Source organism: Sphingomonas sanguinis (assembly GCF_019297835.1).
Taxonomy (GTDB): domain Bacteria; phylum Pseudomonadota; class Alphaproteobacteria; order Sphingomonadales; family Sphingomonadaceae; genus Sphingomonas; species Sphingomonas sanguinis_D.
Genome location: NZ_CP079203.1, coordinates 1790335 through 1811639 on the forward strand (window position 1 = coordinate 1790335; position 21305 = coordinate 1811639).

The 21305-nt window shown below is 65.5% G+C and carries 12 protein-coding genes; 3 read left to right on the top strand and 9 right to left on the bottom strand.

The annotated features are described in order from the left end of the window. Window positions 1–31: 31 nt before the first annotated feature. The 3 genes from KV697_RS08280 to KV697_RS08290 all read right to left on the bottom strand — a co-directional run bounded on the left by KV697_RS08280 (window position 32) and on the right by KV697_RS08290 (window position 4560). Entirely contained in the window at window positions 32–730 is a 699-nt protein-coding gene (locus KV697_RS08280) for an HPP family protein (protein WP_219020881.1), read from the bottom strand. A 162-nt stretch (window positions 731–892) separates the two neighbouring features. Next, window positions 893–1987 (bottom strand): lactonase family protein, encoded by a 1095-nt coding sequence (locus tag KV697_RS08285; RefSeq protein ID WP_219020882.1) that lies wholly within the window; start codon window positions 1985–1987, stop codon window positions 893–895. A 92-nt stretch (window positions 1988–2079) separates the two neighbouring features. Then, window positions 2080–4560 (bottom strand): PhoX family protein, encoded by a 2481-nt coding sequence (locus tag KV697_RS08290; protein ID WP_219020883.1) that lies wholly within the window; start codon window positions 4558–4560, stop codon window positions 2080–2082. A 440-nt stretch (window positions 4561–5000) separates the two neighbouring features. On the opposite strand from KV697_RS08290, the gene rplJ reads away from it, so the two are divergent. Both rplJ and rplL read left to right on the top strand, forming a co-directional pair. After that, window positions 5001–5522: a 50S ribosomal protein L10 gene (rplJ, locus tag KV697_RS08295; protein ID WP_056437177.1), complete on the top strand. Its 522-nt coding sequence runs from the start codon at window positions 5001–5003 to the stop codon at window positions 5520–5522. 69 nt (window positions 5523–5591) lie between these two features. After that, entirely contained in the window at window positions 5592–5966 is a 375-nt protein-coding gene (rplL, locus tag KV697_RS08300) for a 50S ribosomal protein L7/L12 (RefSeq protein WP_007403895.1), read from the top strand. A gap of 414 nt (window positions 5967–6380) precedes the next feature. On the opposite strand, the gene KV697_RS08305 is transcribed toward rplL, so the two are convergent. Genes KV697_RS08305 through KV697_RS08315 form a run of 3 tightly spaced genes read right to left on the bottom strand, consistent with a single transcriptional unit; the run spans window position 6381 to window position 10756 of the window. Next, the gene (locus KV697_RS08305; protein WP_257575738.1) at window positions 6381–7133 is read right to left on the bottom strand and encodes a nucleotidyltransferase domain-containing protein; all 753 of its coding nucleotides are present in this window, start codon (window positions 7131–7133) and stop codon (window positions 6381–6383) included. Window position 7134: 1 nt separating this feature from the next. Continuing rightward, window positions 7135–8964: a hypothetical protein gene (locus KV697_RS08310; RefSeq protein ID WP_219020884.1), complete on the bottom strand. Its 1830-nt coding sequence runs from the start codon at window positions 8962–8964 to the stop codon at window positions 7135–7137. A gap of 49 nt (window positions 8965–9013) precedes the next feature. Continuing rightward, complete coding sequence (locus tag KV697_RS08315) at window positions 9014–10756, bottom strand: hypothetical protein (protein WP_257575739.1); 1743 nt, start codon at window positions 10754–10756, stop codon at window positions 9014–9016. Between the two features lie 141 nt (window positions 10757–10897). On the opposite strand from KV697_RS08315, the gene KV697_RS08320 reads away from it, so the two are divergent. Next, on the top strand, window positions 10898–11947 hold the full coding sequence (locus tag KV697_RS08320) for a hypothetical protein (protein ID WP_219020885.1): 1050 nt from the start codon (window positions 10898–10900) through the stop codon (window positions 11945–11947). A 63-nt stretch (window positions 11948–12010) separates the two neighbouring features. On the opposite strand, the gene KV697_RS08325 is transcribed toward KV697_RS08320, so the two are convergent. From KV697_RS08325 to rpoB, 3 genes are all read right to left on the bottom strand, one after another. Continuing rightward, window positions 12011–12193 (bottom strand): hypothetical protein, encoded by a 183-nt coding sequence (locus KV697_RS08325; protein WP_219020886.1) that lies wholly within the window; start codon window positions 12191–12193, stop codon window positions 12011–12013. 269 nt (window positions 12194–12462) lie between these two features. Next, a complete protein-coding gene (gene rpoC / locus KV697_RS08330; protein ID WP_219020887.1) occupies window positions 12463–16749 on the bottom strand; it encodes a DNA-directed RNA polymerase subunit beta' in 4287 nt (1428 codons plus the stop codon). 86 nt (window positions 16750–16835) lie between these two features. Continuing rightward, window positions 16836–21014 (bottom strand): DNA-directed RNA polymerase subunit beta, encoded by a 4179-nt coding sequence (gene rpoB, locus KV697_RS08335; protein WP_184104923.1) that lies wholly within the window; start codon window positions 21012–21014, stop codon window positions 16836–16838. Window positions 21015–21305 lie beyond the last annotated feature (291 nt).

Consider the following 21305-nt stretch of genomic DNA (forward strand, 5'->3'; position numbering starts at 1 on the left):
CTTCGCTCAGCGTGAACGGGAGAGTGGCTCCTTAACCGCCCCTCAAAAAGCGCTTTGCCCGCACCGGCGCCACCCTCGCTCGCGCATGGCGTTCGGCATGGGCGAGCAGCATATCTAAATCTTCGCGCGCGATGTCGAAACTCTCGTGCATATCCTCCAGCGCGGCGTCGACATCCTCGGCCCGGATGCGCGAGGCGTCGCTCACCGGCGGGGCAAGCGCGGGTTCGTGCGGATAGCTGCGCCCCGTCGCCCGGTGGAAGAACATGCCCAGCGCCACCAGCGCGATCGAGTTGATCGCGACCGGCGCGAAGGCGAAGGAAAAGCCCGCTGCGTGAATCCCCTGGCTGCCGATGACGGCGGTCAGCGCCGCCGCCCCGCCCGGCGGATGCAGGCAGCGCGTCACCGACATGACCAGGATCGCGCCGCCCACCGAGCATCCGGCCGCGAGTGGCAGCGAGGGGATGGCCTGGAACATCGCCACCCCGACCAGCGTCGACAGGACATTGCCGCCGACCACCGACCAGGGCTGGGCGAGCGGACTGGCGGGCACCGCGAAGACCAGCACGGCCGAGGCCCCCAGCGGCGCGACGATGATCGGCAAGTCCGGTCCGAACATGGGCAGCCCGCCGCAGACGATGATGGTCAGCGCGATCCCGATGACCGCCCCGACACAGGCAAGCAGACGGCCGGACAAGGTGGCTCCGGCAAGCAGGGGTTGGAAGAAGCGCATAGCCGCCTTCGAGGTCAGGAATTCAATAAGCCCCTCCTCCCGGCAGGGGGGAGGGATTGGGGTGGGGGCTTAGCCGCACGCGATGGTCTCGGTGAGACGCCTTCCCCTCCCCCATCCCCTCCCGCCTGCGGGAGGGGAGCGGCTAAAGGCGAGGCTTTCCGTCTAGACCTCGGCCAGGAACACCACGCCCGGAATGGCGATACTGCGCTCGGTCGGGGTAAGGCGACCATCCTTGCCAATACGGAAAGCGTTGACCGTACCCGAACGCTCGTTCGCTACCAACATCTCGCCCCGTTCCTCGCGCAGCAGGAAGAAGCGCGGCCAGTCGCCGCCGGTCGGGACATGCTGCACCACCCGAGGCTCGCCCCTGGCGTCGAGGGCGAAGACGGTGATGCTGTTCGCCCCGCGATTGGACACATAGAGCGTCCGCCCCGCCCGATCGATCGCGATATGCGCGGCATAGGACGGCCCCTTCGTGCCCTCGAGGAGCAGCGCGTGCTCGCCCGCGTCGCGAAAACGCCCATCGGGCAGCGCGTCGAGGACAAACAGCTTCGGCCTCAACTCGCAGGCGAGATAAGCACGCGGCAAGGTCGGGTGGCGGACCATATGGCGCGGCCCGACGCCCGCCGGAGCCTGCCACGCGATCCGCTGGTCGGTGAGCGTGCGCGCCACCGGATCGAAGCGATAGGCGAAGATCGCATCCGCCCCCAGATCGACCGAATGCAGCCAGCGCCGGTCGGGGCTGAACCCCACCCAATGCGCGTGCGGCCCGGCCTGACGCTCGGTATTGGGACCGGTCCCGCGATGCTGGAAGAGCTGTGGTTCGCCCGGCGCGCCCGTCTGCCGGTCCAGTCTGTAGAAGGCGACCGAGCCGCTGGAATAATTGGCCACCGCCAGACAGGCCGAAGCGCGGTCGATCGCGACATGGCACGGGTCCGCACCGCCCGTCGAGGCCCCGCCGCGTGACCTCCAGTCGGGACCATAGGCGGCCACCCGCCCATCGGCCTGTTCGCGGAGCAGATAGAAGGTGCCGTCAGGCCCGCCACCGACGCCATAGGAGGCGTTGACGATCCCCGTCACCGGCGCGCCAACGCGCCCGTCGACGATCGGATACAGGCCCTTGCCGCCCTCATTGGCATAGGTGCCCGCGATCAGCCGATCGCGACCCGGCCGCCGCGCTAACAGCGGCTCGCCCGCCACGCCCAGCCCCGTGGCCGCGATCGCGCCCGCCATCACTTCACGCCGTGTCGTCGTCATGCCGCCCCTCCGTTCGGCGGTCTTCAAACGCCAAAGGGGGCGGGAAGGCAATCACCTTCCCGCCCCCCGGCGCTTGCGATGCGACCAGTGGATCAGATCGCGACCACGCCGCCGTCATTCTTGGTGATGACGATCGTGGCCGAGCGCGGGCGCACCGTGGCCGCCGCGCTGCCCGACTGGCTGTCGGGCCAGTTGCTGGTCGGGGCCGACGGGCTGCTGGCGCCCTCGCCCGGATGCTGGATGTTGACGAAGACCGAGGTGCCGTCCGGCGTCGAGTGGATGCCGGTGATCTCGCACTGTTTCGGGCCGACCAGGAAGCGCTTCAGCGTGACGCCGGGCGCCTTGCCGATGCGGGTGGTGACGGTCGCCGAGGCGCCGCCCGCACTGCTCGTCACCGAACGCGTGCCGCCGTCGCCGACCCGGCCGGGGATCGCGGCCAGCATCATGCAGTTGGTGACGTCGGTGAAGGCGCCGTCGTCGGTCTGGATCCACATCACCGGCGTCGCTTGCCCCGCGACATTGCTCGGCAGGCTGAACCACAAGCCGTCGGGCGAGGAGAAGTCGTTCGTCGCATCCAGACCCGACAGGTTGATGTTGGTCGGGTCGAGGTCGGCACCCGCACCGAAGGCATAGACGTCCCAGGTGAAGCTGGTCGCCTCGGTCGTGTCGCCTGTCTCGCGGATGCGGATGATATGGCCGTTGCGATTGCCGACCGAGGTCGAGGGCGCATCGACATAGGCGCGCGGGTTGGCGGCATCGACGGCGGTGTTGCTGCCCGACGCAACCGGCTTGCGCGAGCTGTTGTTGGTCAGCGTGCAATACATCTCGCCGGTCGCCGGATTGACCGCAGTCCACTCCGGCCGGTCCATCTTGGTCGCGCCGAGCACATCGCCCGCCAGACGGGTGTTGATGAGCACATCGGCCTGGTCGGCAAAGGGATAGACGCTGTTCGACGCGGTCAGCCCGTTCTGGCCGAACACCAGAGGCATCCACATGCCGGTGCCGTCCGCGTTGAACTTCGCGACATAGAGCGTGCCGGTGTCGAGATATTTGTCGCCCACCGCCAGACGGTCGGAGGCCGTGGCGTCCGAGGCGCTCCACGGGGTCGCCGATACGAATTTGTAGATATATTCGTTCTGCGCGTCGTCGCCCATATAGAAGGCCGGGCGGACCCCGGCGATCATCCGGCCGCTCTGGCAACCTTCATGGTTCATCCGGCCCAGCGCGGTGCGCTTGCGCGGGGTGGAGGCGGGGTTGAACGGATCGATCTCGACCACCCAGCCGAACTGGAACGGCTCGTTGCGGAAATCCGCCGTACCGTCAGCGGCCAGCGCGGCGGTGGCGGTCGCGTTCCAGCGGCGGAAGACGGTGCTCGACGCGTCGGACGGCGTCACCGTGGTCCAGTTGTAATTGCCGCCACGCCCCTCGCCGATGCCATAGCGGGCCAGCGAGACGTTCTGCTTCGGCGTCGTCGCGGTCCGCACCGCCGCGTCACCGCTGCTGCGGCGGAAATAGCCCGCCCAATTCTCTTCGTTGGTCAGATAGGTGTTCCACGCCATCGTGCCGTTGGCGCAATTGTTGATCGTGCCGCGACCGCCCGTGCCATCGGTCGAATAGGCCGTCTTCAGCCAGGCGCTGCCCTTCACAGGGCCGCTGAACGCCATCGGCGTATTCGGCGTGATGCGACGGTTCAGCGCCGAGCCCTGGACATAGCGCCACGCGCCGTTGCTCCGCGTCACCTCGATCACCGAGACGCCGTGGCACTCGATCTCCTTGATCGCCTCGCTCTCGGGGCGCGGGGCGGGCGTCTGGCCGTTCACATGGAGATATTGCTCGCTGATATTCTCGTGGTTGAGGACCAGCAGGCCGCGCGTGCTGTTGTTCGGGTCCGGGTTGCTGCCCGACGATGCCAGCCCGAAATAGCTCATGCCGTCATGATGGTCGCCCGCGCGCTGCGCAAAGTTGGTGTCGGTGCCGTTATTGGCATAGGCGGGTACGCCCGCCGCGATCGGATCGCCCAGGCGATAGAGTACGCTGACGCTATAGCCCGCAGGCACCGTCACCACGTCCGCCAGGCTGTGCGGTACGGCGGTGAAGTCGAGCGTGATCGGCGTCACGGTGACGGTCACGCTGTTGTTGGTGACCAGGCCGTCGCGGCTGGTGATCTCGAGGTTGAAGGCCAGCTGCGTCGCGGTCGTCACGGCGGGCGCGCGGAACGAGGCGACCAGCTGATTGGCATTGGTCAGCGTGACCGACGGACCCGCCGTCTGGCTCCAGTTGACATTGGCGACCTGGCCGCTGCCCACCGTACCGGTCAGCGTGACCGGGCGGCCAGCCGCGACGCTGGCGGTGCTGCCCGCCGCCGTGGCGGTGACGGCCTGCGGATTCTCGTCGTCGCAACCGGCCAGCAGCGCGCCACCGAACAAAGCGGTCGTCATCGCCGATACCCCGTGGCGCAGCGTCTGGCGACGCGACAAGCGGGTGGCGATCAAATCGCTCATATGCGCGTTGGCGGAGCGGTTGGTGTCGATGTCGCCATCGTCATAGGCGACCATGTTGTTGATATCCGACATGGAATTTCCCCCGATACCGCGCGGGAAGCGCTGCGGTAAGCAGGGGCGCTTTGCCGCCGAACCAAGTCATGCACGCTTCATTTCGGCGTCATGTCGGTGACCAATGCATGACTGAAACATGACACACGCGTCATGCGACGAGATTGCTTGACTCGCGCCTTCGATCCTCGTATGGGCAGCCTCGCATCCGGATGGGCTTGCCCGTTCGGATTCCGTCCAAGACAGCAGGTGCCGGGGAATATGCCCTGACTTAATCTCCTGCCGAGACGGGGAAAAGGATTTTGCCGGTCGTGCCACTCGCTGGTCCCGCCCGGTCTGCCCCGCGTTTCTCACGCGTCGGTTGCCCATTCCCCATCGCTGGACACCCCGAGGGGTGGTTTCACCCCCCGGTCAAGCAACCGGGATGGCCGTTCGCGGTCGTTCCAACCATGGAGAATGGCATGGATCGCGATCAAAAGAGCCAGGCCGTCGCCGAACTGAACCGCAACTTCAACGAGGTTGGCGTGGTGGTCATCACCCGCAACCACGGCATGACCGTCGCCCAGTCGACGGCCTTGCGCACGAAGATGCGGGAAGCCGGCGCGACCTACAAGGTCTCGAAGAACCGGCTTGCCAAGATCGCAGCCCAGGGCACCGACTATGCCGGTGTCGCTGACATGCTGACGGGTCCCGTCGGCATTGCCAGCTCGATCGATCCCGTGGCCGCCGCCAAGGTGGCCGTGGACTTCGCCAAGACGACCGACAAGTTCGAGATCGTCGGCGGATCGATGGGTGCGAACGTCCTTGATGTCGCAGGCGTGCAGGCGCTGGCGACTCTGCCCTCGCTGGACGAGCTCCGGGCGAAGCTGGTTGGTCTTATCGTCGCTCCGGCGACCAAGCTGGCCACCATCACCCAGGCTCCCGCAGCGCAGATCGCCCGCGTCCTAGCGGCTTATGCCGACAAGGACAAGGAAGCCGCCTGATCTTCGGGCGAACACGATTGAACTGACACACTCGGGCCACTTCATCCGGCCCGTATTGGAGATAAGAACATGGCAGACCTGAACGCGCTGGTTGACCAGCTGAGCGAGCTGACCGTCCTCGAGGCCGCTGAGCTCTCGAAGATGCTCGAAGAGAAGTGGGGCGTCTCGGCCGCCGCTGCTGTTGCAGCTGCGCCTGCCGCTGGCGGCGCTGCCGCTCCGGCCGCTGAAGAGAAGACCGAATTCGACGTGATCCTCACCGGCGACGGTGGCAAGAAGATCAACGTCATCAAGGAAGTCCGCGCGATCACCGGCCTGGGCCTGACCGAAGCCAAGGCGCTGGTCGAAGGCGCTCCGAAGCCCGTCAAGGAAGGCATTGCCAAGGACGAGGCCGAGAAGATCAAGAAGCAGCTCGAAGAAGCCGGCGCGACCGTCGAGCTCAAGTAATCGGACTGCGGCAGGGCAACCTGTCGCACCCGTTCGCTTGGCGAGCTAAAGTCAAGGGCGGCCCCTTCGGGGGTCGCCCTTTTCTTTTGACGATTACATACCTTGCAAACGAGCCCAAGTCGGAGATGCCAGAATGATTGACGGCGTTTGCTGTTTCTGCGGCGAGCCTGTCACCGAGGTCGGGTTAGACCCATGCACCCTCGCCATTCTTACCAAAGGTGAGGGCAATCAGTCGTGGCCCTGTCATGCGGCGTGTTATTGCGAGCGGCTCGGTGTCCACTTGCCTTATGGACAAGAGCTATTTGAGAGCGGCGATCACTGACGCGTTACGCCTGTTTGCAAACTACATAATCGCCTTTCTTTTGGGGCGGGCGGCGGGGGGATGATAAGATCATCGTCGTCGAAAAGGCTCTGTCAGGCGATACGCCATGTTGCAGGCGCTTCTCGCCGATCGCCGTCGAACAGCCAGCCGCCATGCGGTGCCAGTTCCGCTTCCGCCAGCGCGATCACGGGGCCCACATCGCCTTTGGCGAACAGCACATTAAAGGCGGTATTGAACCTGTCCGACACGCCTTCATCCATTTTCGCCAGAAGACGGGGCGCCCATTTGCCGGTGCCGTTCCAATGCCCCCTGCCCCGCAAGGCCAGTTCGACCAGCTTGGGATGGAGCATCACCCCGATTGCCATGACTTCGCTGGCACTCCGCTTTCCGCGAAGATCATCCACGGCATCGGTGATCTCATAGCGCAAGGCGTTCAGAGCCGTCGCCGACAATGGCAGCGGGCCATCCGCGAGACGCGCCGACACGGCCGCGCGCAACGGCTCGGCACGATCCTGATCCCGGCCTATGACGACGCCCTCCGCGATCATATTCAGGATGCTGGGGCGGCCGCGTGCCACGTCGTCTTCGACGAACCAGGCCAGCGTCGCGGGGTCGTGGACAAAAGCCTCGACGGGTATCCCCTCGACGACGAAGGATTCGCGGCGTGCAGCCTCCAGGCGGTCGAAGACGACGACAAGGTCTATGTCCGAAAGATACGTGCCTTGGCCGCGCATGATGGAGCCCGCCACATAAGCGAAGGCTGCGCCGCCATAGCGGGACTCCACTATGGCTTTGGCGATCGTCAGCGCCTCGGCTGGCGTCGGGTCGGTAGGTCCCACCGTCACGCTATCTGCTCGCCCCCGCCACCAGCGCTAGGGCCCGCGGCCGCTCCGGGCTGTCATACGCCCCCTTCGCCACCGGCATGGCGATGCGGCGGGCGACGGTCGTGCCGCCCTTGGCCGCCAGCGCTTCGGCCAGGTCGACACGGGTCGACGGGGCGTTGGGCACCGCGGTCAGCGCGGCCTGCAGGCCGTCTATGGCATTGTCCGGCGCCGCCTGCCCGACCCCGGCATAGCTGCGATAATAGCTGAGCAACGGCGCGACCGCGCGGGGGTCGAGATGGTTGGCCGCCGCGATCGCCTTGCGGGCCTCGGCCAGCGTTGCGGTGCGGGTCGGTTCGCTCTGGGCGGACGCCTGCATCACCCGCGCCATGCCGACCCAGGCACGCGCATCGGCGTCCTGCGGGGCCAGCGTGACGGCATGGCTCGCCGCCTCCAGGCATTCGTCGGCATGGCCGCTGCGACACTCGGCCTCGGCCAGCAGCAGCTGTGCGCCATATTCGCCGGGCCATTTCGCCGCATCGCGCCGCAACCGAATCAGCCAGCTATCGCGCGCCTTGATCGCCTCACCCTGCGCCTTTGCGATCGCGCGGGCGGCCTCGGGCGGCGCATCGGCGGGCATGGTCGGGATCTCGACCCGCGATCCCAGCTCCAGCTGTCCTTGCACGAACGCCGCCTCGCCTTCGGTCAGTCGGTGGACGATGGGCTGCTCGATCAGCGATGGGGCATAGGTCACCGTCTCGAACGCTTTGCGCGCACCGAAATAGCGGCGGAGTTCCTGCGCCAGCGCCTGCTGGTCGCCGAACGCCTTGGCCGCCGTCGCCGCATCCGCACCCCCGGCCCGCAAGGCCAGATACTGCCGAAGCTGCGGCCGCCGGGTGTCGGAGAACAACAGGAAATGGGTCAGCATCCAGGCATGGATCGGCGTCCAGCCGGTCTTGCGGGGGCTCTGCTCCAGATAGCGGTCGTCGAGCACATCGCGGATCGGATAGCTGCCGAAAGCCCGCAACACCGCCGAAGTGCCCTTGGGACTGCGGCCATATTCCAGCACATGGTCGCCCTTGACCTCCAGCGTCGAGAAAACCTGCGCGAAGCCGTCCAGATACCAGCGCGGATAGGCCGCCGGGAAATAGGTCTGGAGATAATGCTGCGCATAGCCGGCATAGAGCAGGCTGTCCGCCGTCACCGGGATCGCATTCTCGCCGAAGCTGGTGGTCAGGCCGTTCGCGCCGGACATGCCCGACATGGCGAAGTCGCCGATCGCCGCGCTCGACAGGGCCGCCTGCGAGGCGGGGTCCGCCCCGCCCAGTTGCGCGCGCAGCGACGGGTCGGACAGCATCGTCTGGACGGAGCGCGCGTCCAGCATCTGCCGCTCGATCACGGTCCGCTGGTCGACCCGCGTCGTCGCCATCACCGCCCCCGTCTCGCGCGGGTCGTAATAGCGCAGCGGCGAGAAGAGATCGGCGAACGGCCCCTGTTGCCAGCGGCGGTTGCGCAGGTCCATCGCCTGGAACATCGGCACGTCGCCGATCAGCGTGACGCGCAGCTTGATCGTCGGATCGGCCCCGGCGTTACGGCCAAGCAGCCCCGACAACAGGAAGTGCAGCCGCTCCAGATTGCGGGTGACGCGGACGAGGTCGGCTTCGGAGCCGTCGCTCAGCACGACGACATGGCTCGTCTCCGCCTCGCGCCAGTTGCTCAGGCGGGTTCGGACGCCCTGGACGACGACATCGGGGCCGGACGCGGCGGCTTTCGCTCGCTCGGGGACGGTCTGGCCTGCGACGGGCGCGGCTCCCGTCAGTACGACACATGCTAAAACCAGCAGGCTTCGGCGCATTCCTGTCTCCCCGACCGGCCTTTTGCGGGCGGCGGTCGGGATTGATCTATCACAAGCCGAACGTGCTCCCAAGTCGCGCCCAGGGCTGCGCCCGCCGCATGTCGAGGCCGCAGACATGGCGCAGCCCATGCCGTCGCGCATAGGCCGCCACCCGTGCGTCATAGTCCGCCGCCAGCGGATCGCCGAACCGCCAGTCGGGCGGGTTGAAGGTCGAAAAGCCGTTGATCGTCGGCACCCGCCACAGCTCGGCCAGGAACATGCCGTCGACATTGTGCGGATAGAGCTTGTGCAGTTCCTCGCCGATATAGAGCGGCTCGCTCACGCGCGACGCGGTGACGTAGAAGACGCTGCACTCGCGCGGCGGCCGGGGAATGGCGAACAGCGCGGCGCGGTGCTCGGCACGGCTGAGTTGGGCGGGCGTCTCGGCGCTGAGATTTTCGGCGACCAACAGCGCGACGATCGCCGCTGCCCAGGCCGGGCGCTTGTCCCGCAGCCGCGCCGCTTGCGCCCGCCAGCCTGCGACGATGATGAGCAGGAACGGCAGGGTCAGCCACAGCTGATAGCGCGAGACGGTGCGCAGCCCCTTGGCCCCGGGCACCAGTTCGAACACCAGCACCCAGGGCGAGGCGTACCAGCATTGCAGCGTCAGGACCCAGGCGATCATCATCGCCAGCGTAAAGGCGCGCAGCGTCACTGGCGCCATGGCCTCTCCCACCCGGCGCCGCACGACGATCCGCCACGCCGCGACCAGCAACAGCGCGACCATCAGCAGCGGAAACCCCGCCTCATGCTCGCCGCCCAACACACGGCGCGGCAAATCGGGATCATCCGGCAGCAGGTGGCGGACCAGCGCATGGAGCGGCACGAACAGCCAGCCCCAGATGTAATTGCCGGGGCCCACATTCACCATGTCGATGACCGGCGTGACGAGATAGCCGAGCATATCCTCGAACCCCTCGCCCCCCGTCTCGCGCATCTTGGGCAGATAGACGATCAGGAAGGGCAGGATCAGCACGGCGAAGGCGGCAAAGCCGACCGCGATCGTCCCGGCATGACGGCGGACCAGCGCGAAGGCGGCGGCGGGCCGCGCCTGCCCGGCCATCACGCCCCAGCAGAGCAGGAACAGGCAGGCCGAAAAGATCGTGAACCAAGCCATGTAGTAGGACGTCATCAGCCACGCCGCCATCAGTGCGGCCAGCCCGACTGCCCGGACCCGCGCCGCGCCGCGCCGCCCTTCCCCCACGGCCCGGACGCAACCGATCGCCAGCATCATCCCGACGGGGAGCAGCGCGACGCTCTGCAACTGGGCGTGGACGGCTTGCAGATGGATGTTGCTGGCGATCGTCCAGAGCAACGCGACGAGCAACGCCGGCCCCCGTCCCCAGCACAGGCTCCGCGCCACCAGCGAATAGGCCGCGACGAAGCCGATCGTCTTGAAGGTCAGGATGTTGAGCGTGTCGGCGTGAAACGGATCGGCGACCAGCCGCCACAGGCTGTACACGATGCCATAAAGGAAATAGCCGTCATTATAGCCCAGCGTCCCGCCATAGGGATGGAAGTAGAAGCCGCTGTTCCACGACGACACCCCCGACCAGACATTGCGCCAATGTTCGAGGATGGTCATCTCGATCAGCGCATCGCCGCGCTCCCCGAAGCCCAGATCGAATCCACTCGTGATCGGCACGCGAAAGAAGATCACCATCGCCAGCGCATAGGTGATCGCGAACAGCGCCATACTGGCGGTGCGCCCTTCCCATGAGGACGGCGCAAGCGGCGGGAGAGGTCGATCCATCGCCGTCGCCTATGGTCCCGAAGCGGCCCTGTCGAGAGGCGGTCGGGCATGCATAGCTTCGCACCGAAAAGCCTTGCCCGCGAGCGATGCGTGGCCGAACATGCCGGGAGCCATCCCGTTCGCGGATCACGTCCTGTGCCGATGCCCCATCCCGCCCGCGTCCTGTCGACCCTTCCGCTGCGCTGGCTGGCGATCTTCGGCGCACCCTGGCTGATCGCCGCGTCCACACCGCGCTACGACTGGTCGAGCGCCGACATCTCCTATCTCAAGGACTCGCCCTATTTCGCCGAAGCCGCACCGTCACGCGCGCTGTGCCGCCGCTTGATCGACCGCGAACCCGCACCGTCCGAACGACCGGACAGGGCACAGACGGCGGCGTTGAAGGGCTGCGACAGCGAAGCGCTGTTCTATGGCATCGGTCGTCCTGCCGATCCGGTGGCGGCGCGGCGTTGCGCCATTCTGGAACGCGACGACGAGGTGGACACGCCCAACGCCTATTTCTCCGGCTCGGGCATTCTTGCGGTCGCCTATGCCAATGGCTGGGGCGGCGCGCGCGATATCGACCGGGCGATCCACATGGCTTGCGGAATCGACGACGCCGCCAGCGCCACCGAGGACCGGATCGAGCATTTGCAAGCCATGGCTGGGAAGCCTGTCGCCAAGCCCTTCGCGATCTGCGACGACATTTCGAGCGGGGGGAGTGGCGGGGTATGCGCGGCCCATCACGCGAAGCTGCGCGAACAGGATCGCCAGCGGCTCATGGCCGGCTGGCAACGCAATTGGCCTGCGCCCCGCAGGGCGGCGTTCGCCCGTACCTATGCCAGCATGACCGCCTATGCCGAGACGGCACATGACCTCGACTGTTATGGCGGAACGGCGGCGGCACAGTGCGCCATCGATGGTACGCAAGCCGATCTCGACCGCTTCGTCGCCAAGATCGGTGCCTTGCTCGGCCGCAATCCGCCTCCGCCGGTGCCGCGGGTCGAGCAGCGTATAAACGCGGCCACCACCACCGATCGATGGCAGCAGCAGCTGGCGGAAATGGATGACCGGACGCGGCCTGCGTTCATCGAAAACGGCCGTAGAACGATCGCGGCCCGCGCTCGTTTCGAACGCGATCTATTGGCCTTTGCGGCGACCATTCCGGGCGTTACGTCCCATCAGGCGCGTCGATCGTTCGCGGATCTGTGAGGGGGAAGCAACCGGGCGTCGAAGCCGACATGCCCGGTTGCAAAAACCATATCTTTGAACAGCTTATTCCGCCGCCACCTCGGCGGTCAACGCGCTTTCCGGCTGGCTGTAAACACGGTCGAGATAGTGGTTGGCGATGATATAATGCGCTCGAACCGCGGCAGGGTGGGTCGCCTTCTGGGCCAGTTCGAGTTCGGTTTCGGCACGCTGGTAGAAATAGTCTTCGTCAATCTCAGGCGACGTCATTTCAGGTCTCCAGGGTCCCGACGATGCGCCAATAACCCGCGCGTCACCGGGATCTTCTCCAATATCTGTATATGGTTGGGAGGGCGTTTCGGTTCCTGCATCCGGACTTGCGCGCCCTCCATTCGGCGCAAATCCGTCACTTTTTCTGTTACAAATTATGACCGGGAACCACGGTCTTGCTTGCCGTCATATGGGCGCACGGCTGGCGGTAAAAAGCCGCCGCCCGGTTGCCCGGACGGCGGCCCTTTCATTCCAATCCGTTAGTCGGATCAGTCGTTCAGATATTCACCGGCATCGGCATCCGTGCCGTGGCCCGACGGCGTGACCTCGGCCAGCGGATCGCTGCCCGTGCCCGCATCGTCACGCGGCGAACGGGCGTTTTCCGCCGCCCGCTGCTCGGCCGCGCTGACCGGCGCGACGATCGCCTCGGCCAGCTTGCGCTGCTGCGCCCGGAGCGCCGCGTCGCGGCTGGACGCCGCCACACGCAGGCGGTTCATGCCCGCACCGGTACCCGCCGGGATCAGGCGGCCGACGATAACGTTTTCCTTCAGGCCCATCAGCGTGTCCTGCTTGCCCTGGACCGCCGCCTCGGTGAGGACGCGGGTGGTCTCCTGGAACGACGCCGCCGAGATGAAGCTGCGGGTCTGCAAGCTCGCCTTGGTGATGCCGAGCAGGACGGGCTTGCCCTGCGCACGCGCCTGGTTCGGCTCGAGCTTGTCGTTGATCGCGTCCATTTCCTCGCGATCGACCTGCTCGCCCTTCAGCAACGTGGTGTCGCCGCCGTCGGTGATCTCGACCTTTTGCAGCATCTGACGAACGATCGTCTCGATGTGCTTGTCGTTGATCTTCACGCCCTGGAGACGATACACTTCCTGGATTTCGCTGACCAGATATTCGGCCAGCGGCTCCACGCCCATCGTTTCCAGAATGTCGTGCGGATCGGGCGAACCGCCGATCAGGTTGTCGCCACGCTTGACGTAGTCGCCTTCCTGAACGTCGATCACCTTCGACTTGGGCACCAGATACTCGACGACCTCGCCGCCATCCTCGGGTTGGATGCCGATCTTGCGCTTCGCCTTGTAATCCTTGCCGAACACGACACGGCCCGAGACCTTGGCGATGATCGCCGAGTCCTTCGGCACGCGTGCCTCGAACAGCTCGGCAACGCGCGGCAGACCGCCGGTGATGTCGCGGGTCTTGGCCGACTCGCGGGCGACACGGGCCAGAACGTCACCGCCCTGCACCTGCGCACCGTCCTCAACCGAGAGCGTCGCACCCGGCGCCAGCATGTAGCGACCGGCCTCGCCCGAATTGTCGTCGAGCAGGGTCATGCGCGGACGCAGATCCTCCTTCGACTTGGTCGAGGCGCGATATTCGGTGACGACGCGCTGGGCGATACCCGTGGCTTCGTCGACCTGCTCGGTCAGGGTCTTGCCCTCGATGAGGTCCTGGAACTTCACCGTGCCGGGGTTTTCCGTGATCACCGGCATGGTGAACGGATCCCATTCGGCCATGCGATCGCCCTTCGAGACGATGTGGCCATCGTCGAACAGGACATACGCACCGTAAGGGATACGGTCGACCGAGAGCTCGCGGCCGTCCATGTCGACGATCGCGATCTCGCCCGAACGGCTCAGCACCACGCGACGGCCACGCTGGTCGGTGATCAGGCGCAGGTCGCGGAACTGGACGACACCGTCCACCGCCGCTTCCAGGTTCGACTGCTCGTTCAGCTGTGCCGCGCCACCGATGTGGAAGGTACGCATGGTCAGCTGCGTGCCCGGCTCACCGATCGACTGCGCCGCGATGACGCCGACCGCTTCACCGATGTTCACCGGCGTACCGCGGGCGAGGTCACGGCCATAGCATTTGCCGCAGACACCGATCTTCGATTCGCAGACCAGCGGGCTGCGGATCTTGACCGACTGGGTGTTCGCCGCTTCGATCCGCGCCACCATCGGCTCGTCGAGCAGGACGCCCGATGCGATGATGACTTCGCCGGTCTTGGCGTTGACGATGTCCTCGGCCGTCGTGCGGCCCAGGATACGCTCGCCGAGCGAGGCGATGGTCGAACCGCCCTGCACGATCGCCTTCATCTCGAGGGCGCGGGTCGTGCCGCAATCCTCTTCGATGATGACGCAGTCCTGGCTGACGTCGACCAGACGACGGGTCAGGTAACCCGAGTTCGCCGTCTTCAGTGCCGTGTCGGCCAGGCCCTTACGCGCGCCGTGGGTCGAGTTGAAGTATTCAAGAACGGTCAGACCTTCCTTGAAGTTCGAGATGATCGGCGTTTCGATGATCTCGCCCGACGGCTTGGCCATCAGGCCGCGCATACCCGCCAGCTGCTTGATCTGCGCGGGGCTACCACGGGCGCCCGAGTGAGCCATCATGTAGATCGAGTTGATCGGCTTCTCACGGCCTTCCATCGGGCCGTCCTCGTAATGACGGACCGCCTTGATCTCGTTCATCATCGAGTTCGCGACCTGGTCGCCGCAACGGCTCCAGGCGTCGATCACCTTGTTATACTTCTCCTGCTGCGTGATCAGGCCGTCCTGATACTGCTGCTCGAAGTCCTTCACCTGCTCGCGCGTCTCGTCGACCAGACGATCCTTGTCCGGCGCGATGATCATGTCGTCCTTGCCGAACGAGATGCCGGCGCGGAACGCGTGACGGAAGCCCAGTGCCATGATCGCGTCGGCGAACAGCACGGTCTCCTTCTGGCCGGTGTGACGATACACCTCGTCGATGACCTCGCCGACGTCCTTCTTGGTCAGGACGCGGTTGACGATGTCGAAGGGCACCTTGTGGCTCTTCGGCAGCGTCTCGCCCAGCAGCATGCGGCCCGGGGTCGTCTCGAAGCGCTTGAGATACTGGTTGCCCTGCTCATCGGTCTGCGGAACGCGGCTGATGATCTTGGTGTGCAGCGTGACGGCACCGGCGAAGAGGGCCTGATGGACCTCCTCCATGTCCGCCAGCATCATGCCTTCGCCGGGTTCCTTCTCCTTCTGGAGCGACAGGTAATACAGGCCCAGCACCATGTCCTGCGACGGCACGATGATCGGCTTGCCGTTGGCGGGCGACAGGATGTTGTTGGTCGACATCATCAGGACGCGCGCTTCCAGCTGCGCTTCGAGCGACAGCGGAACGTGCACGGCCATCTGGTCGCCGTCGAAGTCGGCGTTGAATGCCGAGCAGACCAGCGGGTGGAGCTGGATCGCCTTGCCCTCGATCAGCACCGGCTCGAACGCCTGGATGCCCAGACGGTGAAGCGTCGGCGCGCGGTTCAGCATGACCGGGTGCTCGCGGATCACCTCGTCCAGGATGTCCCAGACTTCCTTGCGCTCCTTCTCGACCCACTTCTTGGCCTGCTTCAGGGTCATCGACAGACCCTTGGCGTCCAGGCGGGCATAGATGAACGGCTTGAACAGCTCGAGCGCCATCTTCTTGGGCAGGCCGCACTGGTGCAGCTTCAGCTCCGGGCCGGTCACGATGACCGAACGCCCCGAATAGTCGACGCGCTTACCCAGAAGGTTCTGACGGAAGCGGCCCTGCTTGCCCTTCAGCATGTCGGACAGCGACTTCAGCGGACGCTTGTTGGCGCCCGTGATCGTGCGGCCGCGACGACCGTTGTCGAACAGCGCGTCGACCGCTTCCTGCAACATGCGCTTTTCGTTGCGGACGATGATGTCCGGCGCACGCAGCTCCATGAGGCGCTTGAGGCGGTTGTTGCGGTTGATGACGCGGCGATACAGGTCGTTCAGGTCCGAGGTCGCGAAACGACCGCCGTCCAGCGGCACCAGCGGACGCAGCTCGGGCGGGATGACCGGAATGACTTCCAGGATCATCCATTCGGGACGGTTGCCCGATTCCAGGAAGCTCTCGACGACCTTCAGGCGCTTGATGATCTTCTTGGGCTTCAGCTCCGACTTGGTCGTCGCCAGCTCTTCGAGCAGCGCGACCTTCTCGCCTTCCAGGTCGAGATTCTCGAGCATGATGCGGACCGCTTCCGCGCCGATCCCGGCGGAGAAGGCGTCCTCGCCATATTCATCCTGCGCGTCGAGCAGTTCGTCCTCGGTGAGAAGCTGATACTTCTCCAGCGGGGTCAGGCCCGGCTCGATGACGATATAGGCTTCGAAGTACAGCACGCGCTCGAGCTGCTTGAGCTGCATGTCGAGCAGCAGGCCGATGCGGCTCGGCAGCGACTTCAGGAACCAGATGTGCGCGACGGGGGCGGCCAGTTCGATATGGCCCATCCGCTCGCGGCGGACCTTCGACACCGTGACTTCGACACCGCACTTTTCGCAGACGATGCCCTTGTACTTCATGCGCTTGTACTTGCCGCACAAGCATTCGTAATCCTTGATCGGACCGAAGATGCGCGCGCAGAACAGGCCGTCACGTTCCGGCTTGAACGTGCGGTAGTTGATCGTCTCGGGCTTCTTGATCTCGCCGAACGACCAGGAGCGGATCTTGTCGGGCGACGCGATGCCGATCTGAATCTGGTCGAAGGTTTCCGGCTTGGCCACCGGATTGGCGAAGTTGGTCAGTTCGTTCATTTTGCTTTCCTCACAGGGAGGGAAAATTCATCGGGCGGGGTAGGCAAGGTGCCGGTGGAGCATGTGCCCCACCGGCGTCACCTGTCTTACTCCGCCGCCTCGGCCAGACCGTCGTCCTGGGCGTCTTCCATCGACTTGAGGTCGACGTTGAGACCCAGCGAGCGCATTTCCTTGACCAGCACGTTGAAGCTCTCCGGGATGCCCGCCTCGAAGGTATCGTCGCCCTTGACGATCGCTTCGTAGACCTTGGTGCGGCCGACCACGTCGTCCGACTTCACCGTCAGCATTTCCTGGAGCGTGTACGCCGCGCCATATGCCTGGAGCGCCCACACTTCCATCTCACCGAAGCGCTGGCCACCGAACTGCGCCTTACCACCCAGCGGCTGCTGGGTAACGAGCGAGTACGGCCCGATCGAACGTGCGTGGATCTTGTCGTCGACCAGGTGGTGCAGCTTCAGCATGTAGATGATGCCGACGGTCACCTTGCGGTCGAACTGATCGCCGGTGCGCCCGTCGAACAGGTCCGACTGGCCCGAGGTGTGCAGACCTGCCAGCTCCAGCATCTCCGACACGTCGCTCTCACGCGCGCCGTCGAACACCGGGGTCCCCATCGGCACGCCGGTGCGGATGTTCTGGACCAGCTCGGCCACTTCCTCGTCGTCCCGGTTCTGGATGTCTTCGGCATAGTGATCGCCGTAGATTTCCACGAGCCGCGACTTCACCGCTTCCGGCACCGCGCCCGGCTTGGCGTCGGGGTTGGCTTCACGCCAATCCTCGAGCTGCGCCGCGACCTGCATACCCAGGTTGCGCGCCGCCCAGCCCAGATGCGTCTCGAAGATCTGACCGACGTTCATGCGCGACGGCACGCCCAGCGGGTTCAGCACGAGATCGACCGGCGTACCGTCCGCGAGGAAGGGCATATCCTCCTGCGGCAGGATGCGGCTGATGACGCCCTTGTTGCCGTGACGGCCGGCCATCTTGTCGCCCGGCTGCAGCTTGCGCTTCACCGCGACGAAGACCTTGACCATCTTCAGCACGCCCGGCGGCAGCTCGTCACCACGCTCCAGCTTGTCGCGGCGGTCATGGAACTTGTCCGTGATCCGCTTGGCGGCTTCGTCATACTGCGCCTTGACCGCTTCCAGATCGCTCTGGCGCGCGTCGTCGGCGACGGCGAACTTCCACCATTCGTGACGATCAACTGATTCCAGCACCTCGGCATCGATGACGATGCCCTTCTTCACGCCCTTGGGCGCCGCGGTGGCCGTCTGGTCGAGCAGCATTTCGCGCAGGCGGCTCCAGGTCGCCCGGTTGAGGATCGTGCGCTCGTCGTCGGCGTCCTTCTTCAGACGCTCGATCTCCTCGCGCTCGATCGCCATCGCGCGCTCGTCCTTGTCGATGCCGTGACGATTGAAGACGCGCACGTCGACAATCGTACCGGCCACGCCCGGCGGCAGACGCAGCGAGGTGTCGCGCACGTCGCTGGCCTTTTCACCGAAGATCGCGCGGAGGAGCTTTTCTTCCGGCGTCATCGGCGATTCGCCCTTCGGCGTGATCTTGCCAACCAGGATGTCGCCCGGCTCCACCTCGGCCCCGACATAGACGATGCCCGCCTCGTCGAGGTTGCGCAGGGCTTCCTCGCCGACGTTCGGGATGTCGCGGGTGATGTCTTCCGGCCCGAGCTTGGTGTCACGCGCCATGACTTCGAACTCATCGATATGGATCGACGTGAACACGTCGTCCTTCACGATCCGCTCGGAGATGAGGATCGAGTCCTCATAGTTGTAGCCGTTCCAGGGCATGAACGCGACGAGCGCGTTGCGGCCCAGCGCCAGCTCGCCGAACTCGGTCGAGGGGCCGTCGGCGATCACGTCGCCCGCCTTCACGACGTCGCCCACCTTCACCAGCGGACGCTGGTTGATGCAGGTCGACTGGTTCGAACGCTGGAACTTCATCAGCGTGTAGATGTCGACGCCCGACTTGCCCGCATCGACCTCTCCGGTCGCGCGAACCACGATACGCGACGCATCGACCTGGTCGACGATACCGGCGCGCTTCGCCGCGATCGCCGCGCCCGAGTCGCGGGCCACGGTCTCTTCCATGCCGGTGCCGACGAAGGGCGCTTCCGCCTTCACCAGCGGCACGGCCTGGCGCTGCATGTTCGAGCCCATGAGCGCGCGGTTGGCGTCGTCGTTTTCCAGGAACGGAATGAGCGAGGCGGCGACCGAGACGAGCTGCTTAGGGCTGACGTCCATCAGCGTGATCTGATCGGGCAGCGCCATCAGGAATTCACCCGCCTGACGCGCCGAGACCAGATCCTCGGTGAAGCGGTTGTCGGCGTCCGTCGCGGCCGAAGCCTGAGCGACGGTGTGCTTCTGCTCTTCCATTGCCGACAGGTACACGACCTCGTCAGTGACGCGGCCGTCGATCACCTTGCGGTACGGCGTCTCGATGAAGCCGTACTTGTTGACGCGGGCGAAGGTCGACAGCGAGTTGATCAGACCGATGTTCGGGCCTTCCGGCGTCTCAATCGGGCAAATACGGCCATAATGCGTCGGGTGAACGTCGCGGACTTCGAAGCCCGCACGCTCACGCGTCAGACCGCCCGGCCCGAGCGCCGAGACGCGACGCTTGTGCGTCACTTCGGAGAGCGGGTTGGTCTGGTCCATGAACTGCGACAGCTGCGACGAACCGAAGAACTCACGCACGGCCGCCACGGCAGGCTTGGCGTTGATCAGGTCGTTCGGCATTACGGTCGACACGTCGACCGACGACATGCGCTCCTTGACCGCACGCTCCATGCGCAGCAGGCCGACGCGATACTGGTTCTCCAGCAGCTCGCCCACCGAACGCACGCGGCGGTTGCCGAGATTGTCGATGTCGTCGATCTCGCCCTTGCCGTCCTTCAGGTCGACCAAGGTCTTCACGACCGCCAGGATGTCCTCGGTGCGCAGCGTCGTCACCGTGTCCGGGCAGTCGAGGTCGAGGCGCATGTTCAGCTTGACGCGCCCCACGGCCGACAGGTCGTAGCGATCAGGATCGAAGAACAGGCCGGCGAACAGCGACTCCGCCGTCTCCAGCGTCGGCGGCTCGCCGGGGCGCATGACGCGGTAGATGTCCGACAGCGCCTGCTCGCGCTCTTCGGCCTTGTCGGCCTTCAGCGTGTTGCGGATCCACGGACCGGTCGCGACATGGTCGATGTCGAGCAGTTCGATCGTGTCGACGCCCGCCTTGTCCAGCGCTTCGAGGTTCTCGGCGCTGATCTCGTCACCGGCCTCGACGTAGATTTCGCCGGTCTGCTCGTTGATCAGGTCATAGGCCGAGTAGCGACCGAAGATCTCCTCGGTCGGGATCAGCAGCTGCGACAGGCCGTCCTTGGCCGCCTTGTTCGCCGCGCGGGGCGAAATCTTCTGACCGGCCGGGAACACGACCTCGCCCGAGCTGGCGTCGACGATGTCGAACATCGGCTTGGCGCCGCGCCAGTTCTCGGCCTGGAACGGGATCTTCCAGCCACCGTCGCCGCGAACGAAGGTCAGGCGGTTGTAGAAATAGTTGAGGATCTCTTCCGAGTTCATGCCCAGCGCATAGAGCAGCGCCGTAACCGGCAGCTTGCGCTTGCGGTCGATACGGACGTTGACGATGTCCTTGGCGTCGAATTCGAAGTCCAGCCACGAGCCGCGATACGGGATCACGCGCGCGGCAAAGAGATACTTGCCCGAGGCGTGGGTCTTGCCGCGGTCATGGTCGAACAGCACGCCCGGCGAACGGTGCATCTGGCTGACGATGACGCGCTCGGTGCCGTTGATGAAGAAGGTGCCGTTCTCCGTCATCAGGGGCATGTCGCCCATGTAGACGTCCTGCTCCTTGATATCGATGACCGACTTGGCTTCGGTGTCGGGATCGACCTCGAACGCGGTGAGGCGCAGCGTGACGCGCATCGGCGCGGCATAGGTGATGCCCCGCTGGCGGCATTCTTCCACGTCGAACTTCGGATCCTCGAGGACGTAATCGTCGAAGTCGAGATAGGCGGTGCCCGCGAAATCCTGGATCGGGAAGACGCTGCGCAGCGTCTTTTCCAGCCCCGAGACATGGCCCGTGGACTTGTCCGAGCGCAGGAACTGCTCGTAGCTTTCGCGCTGAACCTCGATCAGGTTCGGCATCTGCACCACTTCGTGGATGTCGCCGAACACCTTGCGGATACGCCGCTTGGCGGTGCCGCCATCGCCCTTGCGCGGGGCGGAGCCGCTGTCGATCGCCTTGGTTGCCATGGGTCTGTCTGCCTCGTCAGCCGTAAATCACTGCCCGGATGCCTCCGGGCCAGACGCAACGACAGACGCCGAAAGGCCGCGCGCAAGTGTCTGCGGCGGCATCCGGCGTCCGTTGAACCAGCGACCTTCCATTCGACCGACACGCTGCGCGAAGGCGCGTCATTTCCCGAAGATCGTGGTGAGTGAGCGCGATATAGGCGCGGCGCCCCCCGCTGTCAAACCGGGGCACGCGCAGCCGGGGGCAAAGTTCCCGCCCGCGCGAGGCTTGCCACATATTGGCCGCATATGACG